This is a genomic window from Micromonospora sp. WMMD734, assembly GCF_049178975.1.
Classification (GTDB): domain Bacteria; phylum Actinomycetota; class Actinomycetes; order Mycobacteriales; family Micromonosporaceae; genus Micromonospora; species Micromonospora wenchangensis.
In genome coordinates, this window is sequence record NZ_JBMHMK010000001.1 from 1,666,935 (window position 1) to 1,687,036 (window position 20,102).

Below are 20,102 nucleotides of genomic sequence, written 5' to 3' on the forward strand. Positions count from 1 at the left end.
TGTCGCTCATCCCGGCACCCCGCCGGCGCAGCGCTCCGACAGGGCGTACCGCGTCAGCACCACGTCGCCGATCTGGCGTACCTCGGCGACCCGGGCCCGCCGGCCCGGATGCCACGGGAACGCGCCGTCACCGACGAACCGGGGGGCCCGTCGGTCGCCGACGAAGAACGGGGCGACCACGAGGTGCAGCTCGTCAGCGAGGCCGGCGGTCAGGAACTGGGCGTGCACCGCCGCGCCGCCCTCCACCATCAACCGCCCCACCCCCCGGCCGGCCAGGTCGGCCAGCACCCGGGCCGGGTCCAACGGGTCACCGGCGTCGACCACCGTGGCCAGCCCGGCCAGCAGCTCGGTGGTCGTGTCCACCGCCGGTGAGGCGCAGTAGACGACCTTCTCGGCGTCCCCGACGGTGAAGAAGCGGGCCTGCGGGTCCAGCAGCCCCCGGGCGGTCATCGTCACCTTCACCGGCGACGGCGGCAACCCGGCGGCCTGCCGGGCGGCCCGCAGCCGCGCCGAGCGGACCACCAGCCGGGGATCGTCGGCCCGGATCGTGCCCGCCCCGACCAGGATCGCGTCACAACCGGCCCGGACGGCGTCGATGCGCTCCATGTCCTCGGCATTGGACAGCAGCAGCCGCTCCTGCGTGGCGTCGTCGATGTAGCCGTCGATCGACGTGGCGCAGCTCAACAGCACGTACGGCCGCCCGGTCGACGCCGGCACGGCGGTGGCTGTTGTCGCCGGCACGGCGGTGGCCGCCGTCCCGGCCGGTACGACACCCATCTCAGTTCAACGACGGCAGGTCGACGGCCCGGGCGGCGGCCCGGCTGGCCTTCGCCGCCAGGTAGTCGGCGTTGGCGGGGGAGAGGAACACCCCGGTCGGCACCACCTCGGCGACCGTCACCCCCAGCCGGGTCAACTGCTCGGCCTTGTCCGGGTTGCTGCTCAGCAGCACCAGCTCCGGCACCTCCAGCACCGCCAGCATCTGTGCGGCGGCCCGGTAGTCCCGTTCGTCCTCGTCGTGCCCGAGCGCCACGTTCGCCTCGTAGGTGTCCAACCCGGCGTCCTGCAGGGCGTACGCGTCCAGCTTCGGGTAGAGGCCGATGCCGCGCCCCTCCTGCCGCAGGTAGAGCAGGAAACCCCCGGCGTCGGAGATCCGCTGGACCGCCTCGCGCAGTTGCGGGCCGCAGTCGCAGCGCTGGCTGCCGAAGACGTCCCCGGTCAGGCACTCGCTGTGCGGGCGGACCAGCGGCGCCGCCCCGCCCGCCGCGTGCCGGCGCAGCGCGCCCGCCCAGTCGCCCAGCCCGAACGCCAGGTGCTCCCGCCCGTCCACCAGCCCGTCGAAGGAGAAGACCCGGGCCGTGGTGGCGTACCCGTCGGGGAACCGCAGCGGGACGGTGACCTGTGTCCGGACCGTCGCGGCCGGCAGTGCGTCGTACATGTGTCTCCTCTGTCAGGCGCTGCCGGCGAGCCCGGCAGCGGGTACCGGTGAGGAACCACCCTGGCTTCCCACCGTACGGTCACCCGGTCGTCCACGCAGCGCGGACGGGCGACCCCGCAGCACCAGCACGGCGGCGCCCGGCAGGGCCGCCACCAGCACCAGTGCTCCGTACACCAGGGCGGTCGCCACCCCCTCGGCGGCACCGAGGCCGGCGGCCCCGAACGCCCAGGCGGCGACGCCCTCGCGCGGGCCGAAACCCGCCATGTTGGCGGGCAGGCCCATCGCCAACAATGCCAGCAGGGTCAGCGGCACCAGCACCGACAACGGCGCGGTGACCCCCGCCACCCGGGCCGCGAGCACGAACGTGCCCAGGTGGCAGCCCACCACCACGGTCGAGGTCAGCAGCACCCCCGGCCCGGTCCGCCGGCCCAGCAGCCCGGCCCGCACGTCGGCGACGGCGGCGCGCACCGCGCGGGCCCGCCGCGACGGCCCCGACCGGGGCAGCGCCCGCACCAGCACCACCAGCACCAGGCCCACCGCCACCGCCACCGCCGTCACCGTCGGCAGGTACGGCCGCACCGGCGACGGCAACGCCAGCAGCAGCGCCACCGCCAGCACCACCTGGACCAGCTGCCCGGCGGTCCGTTCCCAGACCACCGCCCGCACCGCCCGGCCCAGGTCACCGGCCTCCCGGCCGTGCCGTACCGCCCGGTGCACGTCGCCGAGCACCCCGCCGGGCAGCGTCGCGTTGAGGAAGACCGCCCGGTAGCAGTCGGCCACCGCCGTGCCCAGCGGCAGCCGGACGCCGAGCGCCTCGGCGACCAGCCGCCACCGCCACGCGCAACCGACCGCGGCCAGCGCGCCCAGGGCCAGCGCGGCCAGCACCGCCGGGGCGTCGATCCGGCGCAACCCGGCCAGGGCCGGGCCGGTGCCCAGCCACCACAGCAGCGCGCCGACCAGGGCCACCCCGCCCAGATTGCTCACCCAGGCCCAGGCCGTACGGGCACGGGCGGGTGACGTGCCGGTGGCATCGGATGACACGCGGTTCCTCCTCCGGAGATCCTGTCCCTTCTCACGTACCGGCCGGCGAACCGGTTCATTCCACCCCGGCGAGCAGGTCCTCGTGGCCGACGGTGACGGTGAGCCGACCGGCCGCCGCCTCGGCCCGCCGCCACCTGGCGTACCCGGCGGTCCGGTCGGCCAGGTCGGGGCGCTGCTCGACGGCCGCCTCCAGCCAGCCGTCGAACCACTCCACGATCAGCTCCGCCTGCCCCGGCCCGAGCCGCCACGGGGTCTCCCGCACGGTCACCGGCATCCCGTGCCCGGCGAACTCGGCGACGGTCGCCCCGGCGGCGTCCGGGCCGAGCAGCACCCGGCCGTCGACCGTACGCCGCTGGTGGGCGTCGAAGGCGGCGGCGATCTCGGCGTCCAGCGGGTCGGCGGGGTCGAACCGGACCCGACCGACCACCGAGAGTACGAACAGGCTCGGGCAGCCGACCCCGACGCAGGCGGCCACGATCCGGGCGATCTCGTCGGCGGTGAGCATGTCCAGCAGCGCCGACGCGGTGACCAGGTCCGCGTCGGCCAGGTCGGCGGCGGTCAGCCGGGTGATGTCGCCCCGCCGGGTGGTCACCTCCACCGGGCTGCCGTCGGCGGCCACCGGCACCACCGCGCCGGCCCGCTCCAGCAGCCCCGGGTCCCGGTCGTGCAGCACCCAACGCTGCGGGCCGGGCAGCAGCGGGGCCAGCCAGCGCAGCATCGACCCGGTGCCGCTGCCCAGGTCGTGCACCACCCACGGCCGGTCCCCACGCAGCGCCGTGACGGACCCGACGCCGGCCACCAGCATCCCGGGCCTGCCCTCACCGGCCGGCGACAGGTCCGACGCCCCGGCACCGGCGGCCGGTCCGGTGCCGGTGAGCCGGGCGCGGAGCAGGTCGACCAGCTCCCCGCTGCGGGCGTCGGCGTCGGCGGGTTCCCGCAGCCGCAGCCAGTCGGCGAACGGTTCGGTGGCGTACGCGGTCATGTCCTCACTCCGTCCAGCACCTGGCAGATCGTCGTCACGGTGCCCGGCCACCCGGGCAGGTCGGCCCGCCGGCCCCGGGCCGCGTGGCGCAGCCGGTCCCGCAGGTCGGCCGAGTGCAGCCAGCGGCGCAGGGCGCCGGCCAGGGCCACCGGGTCGCCCGGCGGCACCAGCACGCCGGGCGCGGTGCCGTCACCGGCCCGGCCCAGCGCCTCCGGCACCCCGCCGACCGTGCTGCCCAGCACCGGGATCCCCCGGGCCAGGGCCTCGACCACCACCATCCCGTAGGTCTCGGCCCGCGACGGCAGGACCAGCAGATCCGCCCCGGCGTACGCCGCGTTCAACGCCGGCCCGGTCAGCGGGCCGTGCCAGCGCACCCGTCCGGTGAGCCCCTCCCGGTCCACCCGCTGCCGCAACCCGGCCACGAAGGCCGGGTCACGGTCCAGCGCGCCGACGCAGTCCAGCGTCCACGGCCGGTCGACCAGCCCGGTCAGCGCGTCGAGCAGCACGTCGTGCCCCTTGACCGGGGTGACCGCCGCGACGCAGAGCAGCGCCGTGCCGGCGGCCGTGCCGGGGGCGACGTCGGCCGGGTCGACCCCGGGGACCGCCACCGTCACCCGGTCCGGCGAAACCGGATGCCTGGCCAGCAGCAACTCCCGGGTCCAGCCGCTGGTGGTGACGAGCGCATCGGCCAGCGGCAGGGCGCGGGCCTCGGCGTCGTCGCCGAGCGGCATGTGCACCAGCACCACCTGACGCAGCCGGCCCGCCTGCGCCGCCAGCAGCTCCGGCACGGTCGAGGCGACCAGCCCGTCGTAGAGCACCGCAGCCCCGTCGGGCAGGGCCGCGAGCAGCCCGGCCAGCCGCGCCCGCGCCGCCTCGTCGGGGTGCGGCCAGTTCCCGGGTACGCCGTGCTCGCGCACCGTCCAGCCGGCCGCCGCCAGCCCGGCGCAGACCCGCCTGTCGTACGCGTTGCCGCCGCTGGGGGTGGCCGGGTCGTCGATGTCGCCGGGCAGGACGACGTGCACCGCCCGCACGGGCTACAACGACCGCTCGTAGCTGGCCCAGGCGATGTGCGACTCGTGCAGGGTGACCGTGAGCCCGGCCAGCTCCCGGGCACCCGCGCCGAGCCCACCGGCGTGTACCCGGTCGGCGAGCCGGTCGGCGATGGCCCGGCACAGCACCTCGGTGGTGGTGTTCTGCCCGGCGAACGCCGGCTCGTCGTCGAGGTTGCGGTACGTCAGGTCGGCCAGCACCGCCTTCAGCTCGTCGGTCGCCCGGCCGATGTCCACCACGATGCCGTCGTCGTCGAGTTCGGTGCGGCGGAAGGTGGCGTCGACGACGAAGGTCGCCCCGTGCAGCTTCTGCGCCGGCCCGAACACCTCCCCCCGGAAGCTGTGGGCGATCATGATGTGGTCCCGTACGGTCACGCTGAACACGGCGTCTCCTCGTCGTAGGTGATCAGATGGCACAGCGCGGGGAGGTCCCCCGAGGCCAGCCGGGGAAGCACCGCCGGCAGCTCCGCGAAGCGGGACCGCCCGGTCAGCAGCGCGTCGAACACCGGGTCGGCGAGCAGCTCCAGGGCCAGGGTCAGCCGGTCGGCGAAGCTCCGCCGGGACGCCCGCGCGGGGGACACCGTGCCGACCTGGCTGCTGCGGACCGTCAACCGGCCGGCGTGGAACGCCCCACCGAGTGACAGCTCCACCGGCCGGTCGCCGTACCAGCTCAGCTCGACCACGGTGCCCTCCGGGGCGAGCAGGTCCAGGCTGCGTTGCAACCCGGCGGCGGTGGCGCTGGCGTGCACCACCAGGTCCCGGCCCCCGGTCGCCGTCGCAGGCAGGGCGAAGTCGACGCCCAGCGCCGCGGCGACCGCCGCCCGCGCCGGATCGGCGTCGACCAGTTCCACCCGTACCCCGGGGAAGCGGGCCAGCAGGGCCGCCACGCTGCACCCCACCATGCCGCCGCCGACCACGCTGACCCGGTCGCCGACCAGCGGGGCGGCGTCCCACAGCGCGTTGACCGCCGTCTCCACCGTGCCGGCGAGCACCGCGCGGGCCGCCGGCACGTCGTCCGGCACCGGGGTCACCGCCGACGCCGGCACCACGTACGCGCTCTGGTGCGGATGCAGGCAGAACACCGTCCGGCCGCGCAGTGCCGCCGGGCCGGCCTCGACCACCCCGACGCTGAGGTAGCCGTACTTGACCGGGGCGGGAAAGTCGCCCTCCTGGAACGGGGCGCGCATCGCCGTGTACTGGCTCGGTGGCACACTGCCGGTGAACACCAGCGTCTCGGTGCCGCGACTCACCCCGGAGTAGCGGCTGCGGACCAGCACCTCGTCGGGGCCGGGCGTGGGCAGGGTCACCGGCCGCAGCTCACCGACGCCGGGGGAGCGGAGCCAGAAGGCCCGGGCATCGTGGATCACGCGGGTTTTCTCCTCTTCTGCCGGCGGAACCGAACGAAACGGCCGCGTCCTGCGTACCCACTGCCGAGGTCGTCGATCATAAACACGGAGGCAGGGTGTCCAGGGTTCGAACCGGTCCGGTGCTCGGCCTGACCGCACAGACCGTCCTGCTGGCCGGGCTGGCCGCGACCGTCGGGCTCGACGTCGCCGGCTGGCTGGCCGGCCTCGGCTACGGCGTGGTCACCTGCGTCGCGTTGCAGCGCGGCCTGCGCCACCGGGTCGTCGACCGGCTCGGGCCGGCCGACCGGGTGACGCTCACCCGGGGGGTGCTGGTCGGCGGGGTGACCGCCCTGGTCGTCACCGGGTTCTCCGGTCCGACCCCGCTGTCGGTGCTGGTGCCGATGACGGCGGTGGCGCTGGCCCTGGACGCGGTGGACGGCTGGGTGGCCCGGCGCACCGGCACGGCCAGCGCGCTCGGCGCGCGCTTCGACATGGAGGTCGACGCGTTCCTGATCCTGGTGCTCAGCGTCCAGGTGACGCCGGTGGTGGGGCCGTGGGTGCTCGCCATCGGCGGCCTGCGCTACGCCTTCGTCGTCGCCGGCTGGCTGCTGCCCTGGATGCGGGGGACGCTGCCGCCCCGTTTCTGGCGCAAGGTGGTCGCCGCCACCCAGGGGGTGCTGCTGCTCGTCGTCGCCGCCGACGTGCTGGCCCGGCCGGTGACCGCCGTGCTGGCCGCGGTGGCGTTGGCGCTGCTGGTCGAGTCGTTCGGCCACGACGTCGGCTGGCTGTGGTGGCACCGGTCGACCCGGCCCGCCCGGGTCGCCGCGCCGACGCCGGTCGCGGCACTGCCGGGCGTCGCGCCGCTGCCGGCTGTCGCGGCGCTGCCGTCCGTACCATCGGTGCGGCCCCGGGTCGATTCGATCACCGACCGGTCGTTCGTCGCCCACCAGCCGGTCTGAGCCGGCCCGCCGACCCGGCCGCGCGCCGGGACCCTCCCCAGGAAGGACCATCCGGAGTGTCGTTGTTGTCACGCCTGCGTCGCCCGAGCACGGCAGCCGAGCCCACCGGCCCTTCCGGGTCCGACGCGCCTGCCGGGCCCGCCGACGGGGCCGACGCCGCCGGCCCGCCGCCGCCGGCCGGGGCGGGCCGGGGACGGTGGCGTACGGTCGCCGGGCGGGTGACCACCGTGCTGGCCGGGCTGCTGGTCCTGGCGGTGCTGACCGCGCCGGGCCGGTTCGACCAGCTCACCCCGATGGCGTTCCTGCGGGTGCCGGTCGAGGCGCTGGTCGCCGCCGCCCTGCTGCTGGCGCTGCCCGGCCGGGCCCGGCGACCGGTCGCGGTGGCGGTCGGGGTGGCGCTGGGGCTGGTGGCCGTCGTCAAGGTGCTCGACCTGGGCATGTCGGCCAGCTTCGCCCGCCCGTTCGACCTGGTCCTCGACTGGGTGCTGCTCGACGACGGCTACGCCTTCGTCACCGACTCGGTGGGCTCCGGCGGCGCGGTCGCCGCCGCCGTCGGCCTGGTCGCCCTGGTGGTGGCCCTGCTGGTGCTCACCACCCGGTCGGTGCTGCGGCTGACCCGGCTGACGACCGGGCACCGCCGGACCGCCGTACGGGTGGTGGCCGGGCTGACCGCCGTCTGGGTGGCCGCCGCGACGCTCGGGGTGCCGGTCGCCGACTCGGGCACGGCGACCCTGGTCGGGCAGCACGTCGGCCAGGCCGGTGCGGGCCTGCGGGACCGGCGGGAGTTCGCCGACCAGGTGGCCCGGGACGCCTACCGGGACACCCCGGGCGACCAGCTGCTCACCGCGCTGCGCGGCAAGGACGTGCTGCTGGCCTTCGTGGAGAGCTACGGCCGCGACGCCGTCGAGGACCCGGAGTTCGCCGGTGGGGTCGGCGCGGTGCTCGACGGGGGCACGAAGCGGCTGGCCAAAGCCGGGTTCACCGCCCGCAGCGGCTTCCTCACCTCGCCCACCTTCGGCGGGGGGAGCTGGCTGGCCCACGACACGCTGCTGTCCGGGCTGTGGATCGACAACCAGCAGCGCCACGACAGCCTGCTGGCCAGCGACCGGCTGACCCTCAACAAGGCGTTCCGGCGGGCCGGCTGGCAGACCGTCGGGGTGATGCCGGCGGCCACCTCACCCTGGCCGGAGGGGGCGTTCTTCGGCTACGACCGCTACCACGACGCGGCGGGGCTGGACTACCGGGGCCCGCAGTTCAGCTACGCCCCGATGCCCGACCAGTACACCCTGGCGACGTTCCAGCGCCGGGAGCGGACCCCGGGCCACGCCCCGATCATGGCGCAGATCCCGCTGGTCTCCAGCCACTCCCCGTGGGGGGCGATCCCCCGGATGCTCGACTGGGAGCACGTCGGTGACGGCTCGATCTACCGCCGGCCGACGTCGGTGGCGTTCAACCCGAAGGACGTGGTGGGGCGCAGCACCACCGAGGTGCGCACCGGCTACCGGCGGGCCGTCGAGTACTCGCTGAACAGCCTGATCTCCTACGTCGAGACGTACGGCGACGACGACACGGTGCTGGTCTTCCTCGGTGACCACCAGCCGTCCCCGCTGGTCACCGGCCCGAACGCGAGCCGGGACGTGCCGATCACCGTGCTCGCCCGCGACCCGGCGGTGCTGGCCCGGGTGTCCGGCTGGGGCTGGCAGGAGGGACTGCGTCCCGGCCCGGACGCCCCGGTGTGGCCGATGGACACGTTCCGCGACCGGTTCCTCGCCGCGTTCGGCCCACAGCCGCCCGCCCACGTCGCCGCGCCGCGCTGAGGTCCCGCGCTGACCGTCCGGTGACGCCGGACGGTCAGCGTTTCGCGGCCAACCGCACCGCGTTGCACACGTCGACCACGCCGGGCACCTGCCAGGCCACCTGGCCGGCGAGCTGCCGGGCGTCGACGTCGGGGGCGATCCCGCCGAGGATCGCCACCCGGTTCTGCACGGTGACGGTGATCCGCCGGGCCCGCAGGCCGACCCCGCTGACGATCCGGTACGCCACCTCGGCGGCCAGCCGGACGTCCTCGCCGGGCGGGCCGGGCGGGTCGGGCTGCGGACGGAACCAGCTCTCGTCGGGCAGCGGCCACGGCATCACCACGCCGTGCTCCTCTCCCGGGGCCGTTCGGTCGCGTCGGACCGGGACCAGTCCACCGCCGCCCGGCGGGTGTCGAAGACCGGGAACACCCGGTCCAGCCGCATGGTGTGCAGCACGGTGCGGACAAACCGGGACGGCCCGGCGAGGCTGAGTTGCCGGTCCCGCTGCCGGGCGTCCTGCCGGGCCCGGACCAGTTCCCCGAGCGCGGTGGAGTCGATCAGGTGCACCCGGGCCAGGTCCACCACCACGTGCCGGTCGGCCCCGACGGCCTCGGTCAGCGCGCCGTGCAGGGCATCGCCGGTGGCGAGGTCCAGGTCACCGGCGGCGGTGACGACCGCGACCTCGTCGAGGTGCTCGACGCCCAGCACGCCGAGCGGGTCGCCGCGGCGCGGGGCACGCGTGGGTGCCGGGCCCGGTTCGGGGGCCAGGTCGCAGCGGGGGCAGCGGTGCGGCCCGGTGGCGAACGGCGAACCCGTCCAGCCCTGCTCGGCCACGAACGTCCAGACCACCTCGGCGTCGGGCAGGACGCAGGCCGGGCCGCTCGCCACCGCCCCGCAGCTGTCACAGATCAGCGTCATCAGCGGTTCGTCAGGTACGACGGTCATCGGATCTCCTCCTCGAGGATGGCCGTGGCTCTCCGGTGGTCGTGGCCCGGTGCGCGGTGGTCGACCGGAGACCCCGCGCGCCGGACCACGACCGGTTCCGGTGGGTCAGGGCTCGGTCCGGCCGCCGGCGGTGCCGACGACCAGCGCCACGGCGACCCCGGCCAGGCCGACCTGCACGATCAGCTGTCGGAGCGTGAAACCGTCGCTGTCGATGCCCACCAGCCGGCTGACGATGGTGCCGAGCAGCGCGGCGACCAGGCCGACGGCGAGGGTGAGCCAGAGCGGGACCTGCGTACGGCCACCGGCGACGAGCCGGCCCAGCGCGCCGATGACGAGCCCGACGACGACGGCGGCGACGATCCCGGGCACGCTCACCGGCTGTGCTCCCGGACCCGGCGTGGGGCGGGCTGCCGGTGGGCGGCGGACGGGACCGGCCCGCCGTCCACCCGCGGGGCCCGTGGGGTGGTGACCATCGGCAGCACCCGGGACACCCGGGCGGCGCTGAGCACGCGCAACGCCCGGGCGCTCGGGTCGCGCAGGGTCAGCACGCCGCCGTGGCGGGCCAGTTCCCGGTGCACGTCGAGCAGTAGCCCGATCGCGGCGGCGTCGAGATGCCGGCACTCGGACAGGTCCACCACCACGTGGGCCGGGCGCAACGCGACGAGCCGGTCGAAGACCTGCCGGGACCGGGCCAGCGCGGCCAGGTCCAGGTCGTCGGTGACGCACACCTCCACCAGCGGTACGGTGCATTCCGGGCGGGACGCTCCCACGACTCGTCCTCCTTCCACGCTCGCTGTCCGGCCCCAGCCTCCGGGGCGAGGTTGGCGACCGCCGCGCGGACGTATGTCAGTTGCGTGACAAATCCCGCGTTGGCCGTGCCCGGTTCGTCATCGTCGCCGCCCACCGGGCACGATTTCCCGATGGCGGGCGTACTGGTGATCGAGGACGACGACCGGATCCGTCTGGCGCTGCTGCTGGCCCTGGAGGACGAGGGCTACCTGGCGCGCGGGGCGGCCACGGCCGAGGAGGGGTTGCGGGCGCAGCGGCAGGACACCGCCGACTACGTGCTGGTCGACCTGATGTTGCCCGGCCTGGACGGGTTCGAGTGCATCAGGCAGTTGCGCCGCGACGACGACGTGCCGATCGTGGTGGTCAGCGCCCGCGACGACACCCACGACATCGTCGCCGCGTTGGAGGCGGGTGCGGACGACTACCTGGTCAAGCCGGTGGCCATCAAGGAACTCTCGGCCCGGTTGCGGGCGCTGCGCCGCCGGGGCCGGACCGCCGTCGTGCCGTCGGCGGCGGTGCCGGTGCTGGTCTTCGGCGCGTTGGAGATCAGCCCGGAGGCCGGCGAGGTGCGCCGGTCGGGACGGCCGGTGCCGGTGACCCGCACCGAGTTCCGGTTGCTCTGCGAGCTGGCCGAGCACGCCGGCCGGGTGCTGTCCCGCCAGCAGCTGCTCAGCCGGGTGTGGGGCTACGAGACCGGCGACGAGCGGCTGGTCGACGTGCACGTGGGCCGGCTGCGGCAGAAGATCGAGGCCGATCCGGCGAACCCCCGGCACCTGGTCACCCTGCGGGGCCTCGGCTACAAGCTGCAACGATGAGGCGGCTCGGCCTGCGGGCCCGGGTCACCGCCGCGTTCGCGATCGGGGCGTTGCTGCTGTCGGCGCTGATGGCGCTGATCTCGTACGAGCTGGTGCGCCGCTCGCTGCTCGACGAGCGGGAGCGTACGGCGCTGCGGGCGGCGTACTTCGACGCGGCGGTGGTCCGCGCCGGCCTGGACACCGACACCCCGGACGTCTACGAGGTGCTGCGCACCCTGGACACCGGGGGCAGCCGCCGGGCCCTGGTGCACCGCGACGGCCGCTGGTACGCCCGCACCGCCGACGAGGGGCCCTCCGGTGCGGTGCCGGCCGGGCTGATGGCGATGGTCGCCGACGGTGAACCGGCGGTGCAGCGGGTCCGCGTCGACGGGCAGCCGGCGCTGCTGGTCGGGGTGCCGCTGGCCGACGCGACCGGCTACTACGAGATCACCTCGCTGCGGGAGCTGGAGCAGACCTTCCAGGTGCTGGCGTTGGCGCTGACCGTGGTGGCGGTCACCGTCGCCGGCTCCGGCGCGGCGCTGGGCTGGTACGCCACCCGGCACGGGCTGCGGCCGTTGACGGCGGTGGCCGACGCCGCCGAGAAGATCGCGGCGGGGGACGTGACCGCCCGGCTCGCCCCCGGCACCGACCCGGACCTGGCCCGGCTGTCCACCTCGTTCAACCGGATGGTCGACCAGGTGGCGGTCCGCATCGAACGGGACCGGCGGTTCGCCGCCGACGTCGCCCACGAGCTGCGGTCGCCGTTGCAGACGCTGGCGGCGGCGGCGAGCGTGCTGTCCCGGCGGCGCGAGGGCCTGGACGACCGGACGGCCACCGCCGCCGGCCTGGTCAGCGAGGAGATCACCCGGTTCCAGCAGTTGGTCAACGACCTGATCGAGCTGGCCCGCAGTGACCGGCCGGCGCAGCGCGAGGAGGTCGACGTGGTGGCGCTGGCCCGGGACGTGTGCCGGGGGCGGGGCCTGCCCGGTTCCCTGGTGGAGGCCGGGCCGCCCGCCCCGGGACACTGGTCGGTCGACCCCCGCCGGCTGGAGCAGTTGCTGGTCAACCTGCTGGACAACGCGGTCCGTTACGGCGGCGGCCCGGTCGCGGTGCGGCTGTGGCTCTCCGACGGCACCGGGGTGGTCGAGGTCGACGACGCCGGCCCGGGGGTGCCGGTGGCCGACCGGGAGGTGGTCTTCGACCGGTTCGTCCGGGGGCGGGCCGCGCACGACCGGGCCGGCGGCGACGGGACCGGCCTGGGCCTGGCACTGGTCGCCCAGCACGCCGCCGCCCACGGCGGCCGGGCCAGCGTGTCCGACCGGCCGGGCGGCGGCGCCCGGTTCCGGGTGGAGCTGCCGGGGAGCCGGCCGTGACCCGCCGGATAGCGTCGACGCTGCTGGTGGCACTGCTGCTCGCCGGCTGCGGGGTGCCGGCCGATGAGCGGCCCCGGGCGGTCCAACCGCCGTTCGGTCCGCCAGCCGCACCGGCCGCGAGCAGTGCCCCGGGCCGGGTGGAGCAGGCGTTCTGCCTGGTCCGTGGTGGTCAACTGGTGCGTACGGTCCGGCAGGTCGACGCGGCCGGCGGGGTGGACGGGCACCTGCGCCGCCTGCTGGAAGGCCCCACCCGGGCCGAACGGGCGGTCGGCCTGGGCACCGCCCTGCCCGGCGCGGTGCACGTGCTCGGCGTCCGGGTGGTCGACGGGCGGGCCCAGGTGGAGGTGGAGCCACCGGGGGAGGAATCCGGTCGCAGCGACGAGGTGCTCGCCTACGGGCAGATCGTCTGCACCCTGGACAGCCGTTCCGACGTCGCCGGGGTGTCGTTCCTACTCCGCGGCCGGCCGCTGGAGGTGCCCCGCGCCGACGGCTCGCTGTCGGCCGGGCCGCTGACCGCCGCCGACTACCCGGCGCTCACCGGCCCGGACTGACGCCCACGCCGGGCCCGGGGCACCACCAGCGGGGTGCCCGTCTCCGGGTCCTCGACGATCCGGCAGGGCAGCCCGAACACCTCCTCGACGAGGGCGGCGGTGACCACCTCACGCGGGTCGCCCTGGGCCACCACCCGGCCGTCGCGCATGGCGATCAGGTGGGTGGCCCAGCGCGCGGCGTGGTGCAGGTCGTGCAGCACCGCGACCAGGGTCCGGCCCTGTTCCTCGTGCAGCCGGGCGCACAGGTCGAGCACCTCGATCTGGTGCGCGACGTCCAGGTAGGTGGTGGGTTCGTCGAGCAGCAGCAGGGAGGTCTGCTGGGCCAGCGCCATCGCGATCCAGACCCGCTGCCGCTGCCCGCCGGAGAGTTCGTCGACGGGCCGCGCGGCCAGCTCGGTGACGCCGGTGGCGGCCATCGACTCGGCCACCACCCGCTCGTCCTCGGTCGACCACTGCCGCAGCAGCCCCTGGTGCGGGTAGCGGCCCCGGGCGACCAGGTCGGCCACGGTGATGCCCTCCGGCGCGACCGACGTCTGCGGCAGCAGGCCGAGGGTGCGGGCCACCTCCCGGGACCGCATCGTGTGGATGTCCCGGCCGTCGAGCAGCACCGTGCCGGCGGTCGGCCGCAGCGTCCGTGCCAGGGCCCGCAGCAGGGTGGACTTGCCGCAGGCGTTGGGGCCGATCACCACCGTGAACGACCGGTCCGGCACGGCCACCGTCAGGTCCCGGGCCACCACCCGCCGCTCGTAGGCCAGGGTCATCCCGACCCCGCCGAGTCGACTCGTCACCGTGTCCTCCTCAGATCCGTGCCGCGCGACGGCGCGCGGCGAGCAGCCACACCAGGTAGGCCCCGCCGATCAACCCGGTGACCACCCCGACGGGCAGTTGGTGGCCCTCGATGGTCCGCTGGGCGGCCAGGTCGGCGGCGAGCAGCAGCACCGCCCCGGTGCCGGTGGCGGCTGCCAGGTTCGGTCCGGGCGTCCGGGTGAGCCGGCGGGCCAGGTGCGGCGCGACCAGGGCCACGAAGGACACCGGTCCGGCGGCGGCCGCCGCCCCGGCGGCGAGCAGCACCGCCGCGCCGAGCAGCAGTTGCCGTACCAGCGACACCGGCACGCCGAGCGCGGTGGCGGTGTCGTCTCCCAGTTCGATCAGGTTCAGTGCGCGGGCGGTGCCGGCCACCACCGGCGTGAGTAGCGCCAGCAGGCCGAGCAGCGGGACGGCCTGCGCCCAGTCCCGCCCGTCGAGGCTGCCGGTGAGCCAGAGCACGGCGCGGGCCGCGTCCATCAGCGGGGCCCGGGTGAGCAGCCACCCGTTGACGCCGGTGAGGATCGCCGTGGTGCCGATGCCGACCAGCACCAGCCGGTAGCCGTGCACGCCGTGCCGGCCGGCCACCGTCCACAGCAGCAGGCCGGTGGCGAGGCCGCCGAGCAGCGCCGCGCCGGACAGCAGCAGGGTGCCGCCCCCGGTCACCACCACGATCAGCGCGCCGGTCGACGCGCCCTGGGTGACACCGAGCACGTCGGGGCTGCCCAGCGGGTTGCGGACCAGTGACTGGAGGATCGCGCCGGACAGCGCCAGCGCCGCGCCGACGCCGAGCGCGGTCACCAGCCGGGGCAGCCGCAGCTCGCCGACGATGAAGTTCTCGGCGACGGTGCCGCCGCCGGTCAGGGTACGCAGCACATCGGCGGTGCCCATCGGGTAGTCGCCGCCGCCGATCGCGAGCACCCCGAGGACGACGGTCAGGGCGGCGGTGCCCAGCCCGACGGCCACGCTGCGGCCGCGCCAGCGTACCGAGCGGGTGCCGATCCGCACCGCCCGGGCCAGTGGCCGGGCCGGTGCGGCGGCGGGGCGGGTGTGGCTCACCTGCGGGCCACCAGACGCAGGAACAGCGGCCCGCCGAGCACGGCGGTGACCAGGCCGACCTGGAGTTCCCCGGGTCGGCCGAGGACCCGGCCGAGCACGTCGGCGCCGAGTAGCAGCACCGGGGCGAGCACCGCCGCGTAGGGCAGCAGCCAGCGCAGGTCGGGGCCGGTCAGCGCGCGGACCAGGTGGGGGACGAGCAGCCCGACGAAGACGATCGGTCCGCAGGCGGCGGTGGCCGCGCCGCAGAGCAGGGTGACCGCGGTGACCGTGCCGGCCCTGATCAGTGCGGGGCTGGCGCCCAGCGCGCGGGCCGCGTCGTCGCCGAGGGCCAGGGCGTTGAGCGGGCGGGCCCCGGCCACCCCGACCAGCAGGCCGGCCAGGATGAACGGGGCCACCGTGGCGACGGTGGTGAAATCGGCGGTGGCCAGCGAGCCGACCGTCCAGAACCGCAGCCGGTCCAGCGAGGCCGCGTCGAGCAGCATGACGGCGCTGACGAACGAGTAGAGCACCGCGTTGAGGGCGGCCCCGGCCAGCGCGAGCCGTTCCGGGGTGGCCTGTCGGCCGCCGCCGACGGCGTGCACCGCCACCGTGACGATCACCGCGCCGAGCAGGGCGAACCAGATCCAGCCGCGGACGGTGGCGATGCCGAGCAGGGCGGTGGCGGTGGCCACGGCGGCGGACGCGCCGGCGTTGATGCCGAGCAGGCCGGGGTCGGCGAGCGGGTTGCGGGTGAGCGCCTGCATCAGCGCGCCGGCCACCCCGAGGGCGGCCCCGGCGAGCAGCCCGAGCAGGGTACGCGGCAGCCGCATCTGCTGCACCACCGCGTGTTCGGGGGCGTCGGGGGAGAACAGGCCGTGCCACACCTCGACGAGGGTGAGCTGTTTCGCGCCGACGGCGATGCTGAGCACCGTCACGGCGACGAGCAGCAGCAGGCCGGTGCCGAGTCCGGCGGCCCGGACGCCGATGCGCCGGCGGGTCGGTGTCCGGGCCGCCGCGGCGGTGGGTGAGGATAGGGTGGCGGACAGTGTCGGCTCCAGGGGCGAAGAGCGGCGTGCACCGGGTTGACAGTGATTTAGGTTAGGTTAGCCTAACTGGGCTGTCGCGGATCGTCACGGTCCGCACCGGATCGAAAGACATCGCATGTTGCCTTCCTCGTCCTCACCCCGTCTCTCCCGCCGGGGGCTGCTCGCCGCCGGTGGGGGTGCAGCCCTGACCGCGCTCCTCGCCGCCTGCGGCGGGGGCGACGACCCGGCGGAGCCCGCCGGCAACGGCCCGGCCGGCCCGTGGAGTTTCACCGACGACCGCCAGCGCAAGGTCGAGACGGCCAGCACGCCGACCCGGGTGGTCGCCTTCACCGGGGTGGCCGCCGCGCTGGTCGACTTCGGACTCGACTCCGCGCTCGTCGGGGTGTTCGGCGAGACCACCCGCACCGACGGCTCCCGCGAGCCGCAGGCCGGTGACCTCGACGTCGACAAGGTCACCGTGCTGGGCAACGTCTGGGGTGAGTTCAACGTGGAGAAGTACGCCGCGCTGCGCCCCGAACTGCTGGTCACCCACATGTACGACCCGGACGCCCTGTGGTACGTCCCCGACGAGAGCCGCGACAAGATCCTCCAGCTCGCGCCCAGCGTGGCGATCGCCACCGCGCGTACCCCGATGACCCGCCCGATCGAGCGGTACGCCGAACTGGCCCGCTCGCTCGGCGCGGACCTGTCCGCCGCGAAGGTCACCACGGCCAAGGCCCGCTTCGAGGCCGCCGCCGAGCAGGTGCGGGCGGCGGTCAAGGCCAACCCGGGCATCCGGGTGATGGCCTCCTCGGGCAGCCCCGACCTGTTCTACGTCTCCAACCCGAAGGTCAGCACCGACCTGATGTACTTCGCCGAGCTGGGCGTGGACATCGTGGTGCCCACCAAGCTGGAGGCCGGCGACTACTTCGAGGCGCTGAGCTGGGAGAACGCCGGCAAGTTCCCGGCCGACCTGATCCTGCTGGACAACCGTTCCACCGCGTTGCAGCCCAGGGACCTCGCGGCCAAGCCCACCTGGGCGCAGCTGCCGGCGGTCCGGGCCAACCAGGTGACCCCGTGGGACGCGGTGCCCCGGTTCTCGTACGCGGGGGCGGCCCCGCTGCTGGAGAACCTGGCCGCCGCGATCCGTTCCGCCAAGCGCCTCGGCTGACTGCCGGCCGGCGGCCGTCCAGATCGGACCGGAGTCCGGCGGGCCGCAGCCGGCAGGACACGCCGGGTCCCCCTCACCGGTCCGGTGCGCCAGCCGCCGGGGGCGAGGGGGACGGCGATCGACGGTTCAGGCCGCCTCGACGGTACGCGCGCGGCGCGCGGGTCGGCCGGGCTGCTCCCGTACGGTGCGCCTGTCGTCGACGACGCCTGTCGTCACGTCGCCGGCCATGGTCAGCGCCCGGTGGGCGTTGCGGGCGGCGTCGCAGGGCCACTCCTGGTGTTCGCAGAGCAGGTTGTCGCACCGCCCGGACTGGTCGGGGTGGTGCGCGTCGATCACGTCGAGGGCCATCCGCCACAGGAGCGGATCGGTGACCCCGGCGGGAACGGCGGCTCGGGTATGTCGCTGCGGGCGGTCGGTGTCGGGCACGGTCTCCCCCTTTGTCGGTACCGAAGAAGAGTCTCCACCCCGCGCGCAAGCGAAACCAACCGCCCCGGGTGGGGATGACCACCGCCACGCTGCGGATCTGTCCGACAGCGTGACCGTTCGTGCCCCCATTCCGGGTAAGTCCGTGCGTTGCGTTCGCGGGAAAAGACGGTGGGTGCGGGCGGGCCGGCCGGGGGAGGATGCCGGCATGCTGTTGATCGTCCCGGCCGACCCGCTGCGTCCCCGTCGACCGGACCCGCACTTCGCGGCGGAGGCGCAGGCGGCCCGGGAGGCCGGGCACCCGGTCGCCGTCGTCGACCACGACGCCCTCGCGGCGGGGCGGGACGTCACCCGGGCGGTCGCCGGGGTGCCCGCCGCCGACGACGCGGTCTACCGGGGCTGGATGCTCTCCGCCACCCGGTACGCCGGCTTCGCCGAGGCGCTGCGCGCCCGGCAGGTCACCCTGCGCACCGACCCCGACCGGTACCGCCGCGCCCACGAGCTGCCCGGGTGGTACGCCACGGCGGCGGCGCTCACCCCGGAGTCCCGCTGGACGGTCGGCGTCGACCGGGCCGACTTCGACCGGGTCCGCACGGCGCTGGGCAGCGGCCCGGCGGTGCTGCGGGACTGGACCAAATCCGCCAAGCACCACTGGCACGAGGCGTGTTTCGTGCCGGAGCTGACCGACGGTGACGCCGCCTGGCGGGTCGCGACCCGGCTGCGCGAACTGCGCGACGACGACGTCGCCGGTGGTTTCGTGCTGCGCCGCTTCGAACCCCTGGCCGGCGTCGAGATCCGCACCTGGTGGGTCGACGGCCGCTGCGTGCTCACTGGACCGCACCCGGACACCCCGACGGAGCTGCCCGACGTGCCGGCGGACCTCGGGCCGCTGGCTGCCGTGGTGGCGGCGCTCGACCTGCCCTTCGTCACCGCCGACCTGGCATGGCGGGCCGACGGCCGGTGGCGGCTGGTGGAGATCGGCGACGGTCAGGTCAGCGACCGCCCGTCCACGATGGCCCCGCAGGCACTGATCGCCGCCCTCGGCTGAGCCGGGGCGGCCCGACCCGGCGGCCCGCCCAGCCGGTGGTGATCAACAGCAGGGCCGCGAGGTAGGTGGTCATCACCCACAGCCCGTGGCCGGGCAGCCGGACGCCCGTCGCCTCGACCCCGATCAGCAGGTCGGACAGGAGGAACAGCGCGCCCCCGGCGGCCACCCGCCGGGACACCCCCCAGCCGGCGGCGGCCATCAGGGTCAACGCCAGGCTGTAGCCGAGCACCGGTAGCCGCAGGTCGCCCAGCCGGCCCCCGAGCAGCGCGTTCGCCGCCGCCCACAGGGCCAGGTAGCCGGCGACGGCCGGCGCGGGTGGCCGCCGGTGCCGCAGGAACGCGGTCAGGAACGCCAGCTGGGTGCCGAGGAAGCACCCCATCCCGAGCAGGAACGCGGTGCTGCCGGGTACCAGCAGCGCCACGTCACCGGCGGTCGCGCAGACCAGCCCGGTCGCCACCGGGTCCCACCGCCGGCTGACGGCGAGCAGCCAGCCGAGCAGCAGCGGGGCGAGCAGCGGCTTGGCCGCCCACTGCACGGCCGGCGCGTCGAGGGCGACCCCCATCAGCTCGACGGCGGCGGCCAGCCCGAACGACCCGAGCCACCACCGGCCGACCACGCCGGACGCCGGCCGGCCCAGGCCGGCGCGGGTGCTGTTCATCGGGTGGGCTGCCAGCCGGGGCGGCCGAGAACGTGCCCGAGCCGGTGCCGCCACGAACCGGCCCGCCGGACGTCGGCCCAGATCGCGGCGTACTCGTGGGTGGCCACCCGCAGCGGGTTGTAGGTGCCGATGTTCGTCGTCAGCCCGTACCGGACTGCGGTGTCCTCCGGGGCGAAGCTGCCGAAGAGGCGGTCCCAGACGATCAGGATGCCGCCGTAGTTGCGGTCCAGGTACTCGCGGTTCGCGCCGTGGTGCACCCGGTGGTGCGACGGGGTGTTGAAGAACCACTCCACCGGCCGGGGCAGCCGGTCGATCCGCTCGGTGTGCAGGAAGAACTGGTAGAGCAGGCTGACCGACTGCTGGAGGAAGATCATCCAGGGTGGGATGCCGAGCAGCGCCAGCGGCAGCCAGAACGGCAGCGAGGTCATCGGCGTCCAGCTCTGCCGCAGCGCGGTGGAGAGGTTGAAGTGGGTGCTGGAGTGGTGCACCACGTGACTGGCCCAGAACAGGCGTACCTCGTGGTGGGTGCGGTGGAACCAGTAGTAGGCCAGGTCGTCGGCGACGAACAGCAGCACCCAGGTCCCGACGCTGGTGGGGGAGAGCTGCACCGGCGCGACCGTCCACAGCGCGACGTAGAGGCCGACGGTGAGCAGTTTCCACGGGAAGCCGATCAGTTGGCTGCCGGCGCCCATGGTGAGGCTGGTGGTGGTGTCCCGCCGCTCGTAGCCGCGTTCGTCGTCGTCCGGCGCGAACCGGTACGACCACGCCTCGACGGCGATGAGCAGCAGGAACGCCGGTACGGCGTAGAGCACGGCGGGGATCATGTGCGACGTTCCCTTCCGGGGGACGGGCGACGGGGGTGGACGCCCGGGACG

24 protein-coding genes are annotated in these 20,102 nt (G+C 75.5%); 7 read left to right on the forward strand and 17 right to left on the reverse strand.

The window, feature by feature from the left end:
• Nucleotides 1-6 precede the first annotated feature (6 nt).
• The 7 genes from ACN267_RS06770 to ACN267_RS06800 are packed head-to-tail and all read right to left on the reverse strand — an operon-like array spanning nt 7 to nt 5,874.
• Entirely contained in the window at nt 7-777 is a 771-nt protein-coding gene (locus ACN267_RS06770; protein WP_204960503.1) for a RibD family protein, read from the reverse strand.
• Nucleotide 778: 1 nt separating this feature from the next.
• Nucleotides 779-1,435 carry a GTP cyclohydrolase II gene (locus ACN267_RS06775; RefSeq protein WP_204960504.1) on the reverse strand — a complete coding sequence of 219 codons (657 nt, stop codon included), beginning with the start codon at nt 1,433-1,435 and terminating at the stop codon, nt 779-781.
• A 12-nt stretch (nt 1,436-1,447) separates the two neighbouring features.
• Nucleotides 1,448-2,476 (reverse strand): lysylphosphatidylglycerol synthase domain-containing protein, encoded by a 1,029-nt coding sequence (locus ACN267_RS06780; protein WP_204960505.1) that lies wholly within the window; start codon nt 2,474-2,476, stop codon nt 1,448-1,450.
• A 55-nt stretch (nt 2,477-2,531) separates the two neighbouring features.
• On the reverse strand, nt 2,532-3,458 hold the full coding sequence (locus ACN267_RS06785) for a class I SAM-dependent methyltransferase (protein ID WP_421488202.1): 927 nt from the start codon (nt 3,456-3,458) through the stop codon (nt 2,532-2,534).
• Nucleotides 3,455-4,489: a glycosyltransferase family 4 protein gene (locus ACN267_RS06790; RefSeq protein WP_421488203.1), complete on the reverse strand. Its 1,035-nt coding sequence runs from the start codon at nt 4,487-4,489 to the stop codon at nt 3,455-3,457. The genes ACN267_RS06785 and ACN267_RS06790 overlap by 4 nt, the downstream gene beginning before the upstream one ends.
• A 3-nt stretch (nt 4,490-4,492) precedes the next feature.
• Nucleotides 4,493-4,891 carry a 6-pyruvoyl trahydropterin synthase family protein gene (locus ACN267_RS06795; protein WP_204960507.1) on the reverse strand — a complete coding sequence of 133 codons (399 nt, stop codon included), beginning with the start codon at nt 4,889-4,891 and terminating at the stop codon, nt 4,493-4,495.
• A complete protein-coding gene (locus ACN267_RS06800; protein WP_421488204.1) occupies nt 4,879-5,874 on the reverse strand; it encodes a zinc-dependent alcohol dehydrogenase in 996 nt (331 codons plus the stop codon). The genes ACN267_RS06795 and ACN267_RS06800 overlap by 13 nt, the downstream gene beginning before the upstream one ends.
• 95 nt (nt 5,875-5,969) lie before the next feature.
• On the opposite strand from ACN267_RS06800, the gene ACN267_RS06805 reads away from it, so the two are divergent.
• Nucleotides 5,970-6,812 carry a CDP-alcohol phosphatidyltransferase family protein gene (locus tag ACN267_RS06805; protein WP_421488205.1) on the forward strand — a complete coding sequence of 281 codons (843 nt, stop codon included), beginning with the start codon at nt 5,970-5,972 and terminating at the stop codon, nt 6,810-6,812.
• 56 nt (nt 6,813-6,868) lie between these two features.
• Nucleotides 6,869-8,629, forward strand: a complete 1,761-nt coding sequence (locus ACN267_RS06810; protein ID WP_372446007.1) for a sulfatase-like hydrolase/transferase — start codon at nt 6,869-6,871, stop codon at nt 8,627-8,629.
• 34 nt (nt 8,630-8,663) lie between these two features.
• Here the strand turns inward: ACN267_RS06810 and ACN267_RS06815 are convergent, their stop codons facing one another.
• The 4 genes from ACN267_RS06815 to ACN267_RS06830 form a co-directional block, all read right to left on the reverse strand.
• Nucleotides 8,664-8,951 carry a BON domain-containing protein gene (locus tag ACN267_RS06815; protein WP_421488206.1) on the reverse strand — a complete coding sequence of 96 codons (288 nt, stop codon included), beginning with the start codon at nt 8,949-8,951 and terminating at the stop codon, nt 8,664-8,666.
• Nucleotides 8,945-9,553, reverse strand: a complete 609-nt coding sequence (locus tag ACN267_RS06820) for an STAS domain-containing protein (protein ID WP_204960511.1) — start codon at nt 9,551-9,553, stop codon at nt 8,945-8,947. The genes ACN267_RS06815 and ACN267_RS06820 overlap by 7 nt, the downstream gene beginning before the upstream one ends.
• A gap of 105 nt (nt 9,554-9,658) precedes the next feature.
• Nucleotides 9,659-9,928, reverse strand: a complete 270-nt coding sequence (locus ACN267_RS06825; protein WP_204960512.1) for a GlsB/YeaQ/YmgE family stress response membrane protein — start codon at nt 9,926-9,928, stop codon at nt 9,659-9,661.
• A complete protein-coding gene (locus tag ACN267_RS06830) occupies nt 9,925-10,323 on the reverse strand; it encodes an STAS domain-containing protein (RefSeq protein ID WP_204960513.1) in 399 nt (132 codons plus the stop codon). The genes ACN267_RS06825 and ACN267_RS06830 overlap by 4 nt, the downstream gene beginning before the upstream one ends.
• Before the next feature lie 150 nt (nt 10,324-10,473).
• Between ACN267_RS06830 and ACN267_RS06835 the strand changes: the two genes are divergently transcribed.
• Genes ACN267_RS06835 through ACN267_RS06845 form a run of 3 tightly spaced genes read left to right on the forward strand, consistent with a single transcriptional unit; the run spans nt 10,474 to nt 13,060 of the window.
• Nucleotides 10,474-11,157: a response regulator transcription factor gene (locus ACN267_RS06835; protein WP_204960514.1), complete on the forward strand. Its 684-nt coding sequence runs from the start codon at nt 10,474-10,476 to the stop codon at nt 11,155-11,157.
• The gene (locus ACN267_RS06840) at nt 11,154-12,509 is read left to right on the forward strand and encodes a sensor histidine kinase (protein WP_204960515.1); all 1,356 of its coding nucleotides are present in this window, start codon (nt 11,154-11,156) and stop codon (nt 12,507-12,509) included. The genes ACN267_RS06835 and ACN267_RS06840 overlap by 4 nt, the downstream gene beginning before the upstream one ends.
• On the forward strand, nt 12,506-13,060 hold the full coding sequence (locus tag ACN267_RS06845; RefSeq protein WP_421488207.1) for a GerMN domain-containing protein: 555 nt from the start codon (nt 12,506-12,508) through the stop codon (nt 13,058-13,060). The genes ACN267_RS06840 and ACN267_RS06845 overlap by 4 nt, the downstream gene beginning before the upstream one ends.
• On the opposite strand, the gene ACN267_RS06850 is transcribed toward ACN267_RS06845, so the two are convergent.
• From ACN267_RS06850 to ACN267_RS06860, 3 genes are read right to left on the reverse strand one after another with little or no spacing between them, the layout of a single operon-like run.
• Nucleotides 13,033-13,821 (reverse strand): ABC transporter ATP-binding protein, encoded by a 789-nt coding sequence (locus tag ACN267_RS06850; protein WP_204960746.1) that lies wholly within the window; start codon nt 13,819-13,821, stop codon nt 13,033-13,035. The two genes, ACN267_RS06845 and ACN267_RS06850, sit on opposite strands and share 28 nt — an antisense overlap.
• 37 nt (nt 13,822-13,858) lie before the next feature.
• On the reverse strand, nt 13,859-14,884 hold the full coding sequence (locus ACN267_RS06855; RefSeq protein WP_421490390.1) for a FecCD family ABC transporter permease: 1,026 nt from the start codon (nt 14,882-14,884) through the stop codon (nt 13,859-13,861).
• Nucleotides 14,885-14,919: 35 nt separating this feature from the next.
• Nucleotides 14,920-15,960: a FecCD family ABC transporter permease gene (locus ACN267_RS06860; RefSeq protein WP_421490391.1), complete on the reverse strand. Its 1,041-nt coding sequence runs from the start codon at nt 15,958-15,960 to the stop codon at nt 14,920-14,922.
• A 103-nt stretch (nt 15,961-16,063) separates the two neighbouring features.
• Here ACN267_RS06860 and ACN267_RS06865 point away from each other — a divergent pair, with 103 nt between their 5' ends.
• Nucleotides 16,064-17,098 carry an ABC transporter substrate-binding protein gene (locus tag ACN267_RS06865; protein WP_421488208.1) on the forward strand — a complete coding sequence of 345 codons (1,035 nt, stop codon included), beginning with the start codon at nt 16,064-16,066 and terminating at the stop codon, nt 17,096-17,098.
• Nucleotides 17,099-17,224: 126 nt separating this feature from the next.
• On the opposite strand, the gene ACN267_RS06870 is transcribed toward ACN267_RS06865, so the two are convergent.
• On the reverse strand, nt 17,225-17,524 hold the full coding sequence (locus ACN267_RS06870) for a hypothetical protein (protein WP_421488209.1): 300 nt from the start codon (nt 17,522-17,524) through the stop codon (nt 17,225-17,227).
• Between the two features lie 205 nt (nt 17,525-17,729).
• Here ACN267_RS06870 and ACN267_RS06875 point away from each other — a divergent pair, with 205 nt between their 5' ends.
• Nucleotides 17,730-18,569 (forward strand): ATP-grasp domain-containing protein, encoded by an 840-nt coding sequence (locus tag ACN267_RS06875; protein WP_421488210.1) that lies wholly within the window; start codon nt 17,730-17,732, stop codon nt 18,567-18,569.
• On the opposite strand, the gene ACN267_RS06880 is transcribed toward ACN267_RS06875, so the two are convergent.
• Nucleotides 18,514-19,227 carry a lysoplasmalogenase gene (locus ACN267_RS06880; protein ID WP_421488211.1) on the reverse strand — a complete coding sequence of 238 codons (714 nt, stop codon included), beginning with the start codon at nt 19,225-19,227 and terminating at the stop codon, nt 18,514-18,516. The genes ACN267_RS06875 and ACN267_RS06880 overlap by 56 nt on opposite strands.
• Nucleotides 19,224-20,051, reverse strand: a complete 828-nt coding sequence (locus ACN267_RS06885) for a sterol desaturase family protein (RefSeq protein WP_421488212.1) — start codon at nt 20,049-20,051, stop codon at nt 19,224-19,226. The genes ACN267_RS06880 and ACN267_RS06885 overlap by 4 nt, the downstream gene beginning before the upstream one ends.
• Nucleotides 20,052-20,102: the final 51 nt, after the last annotated feature.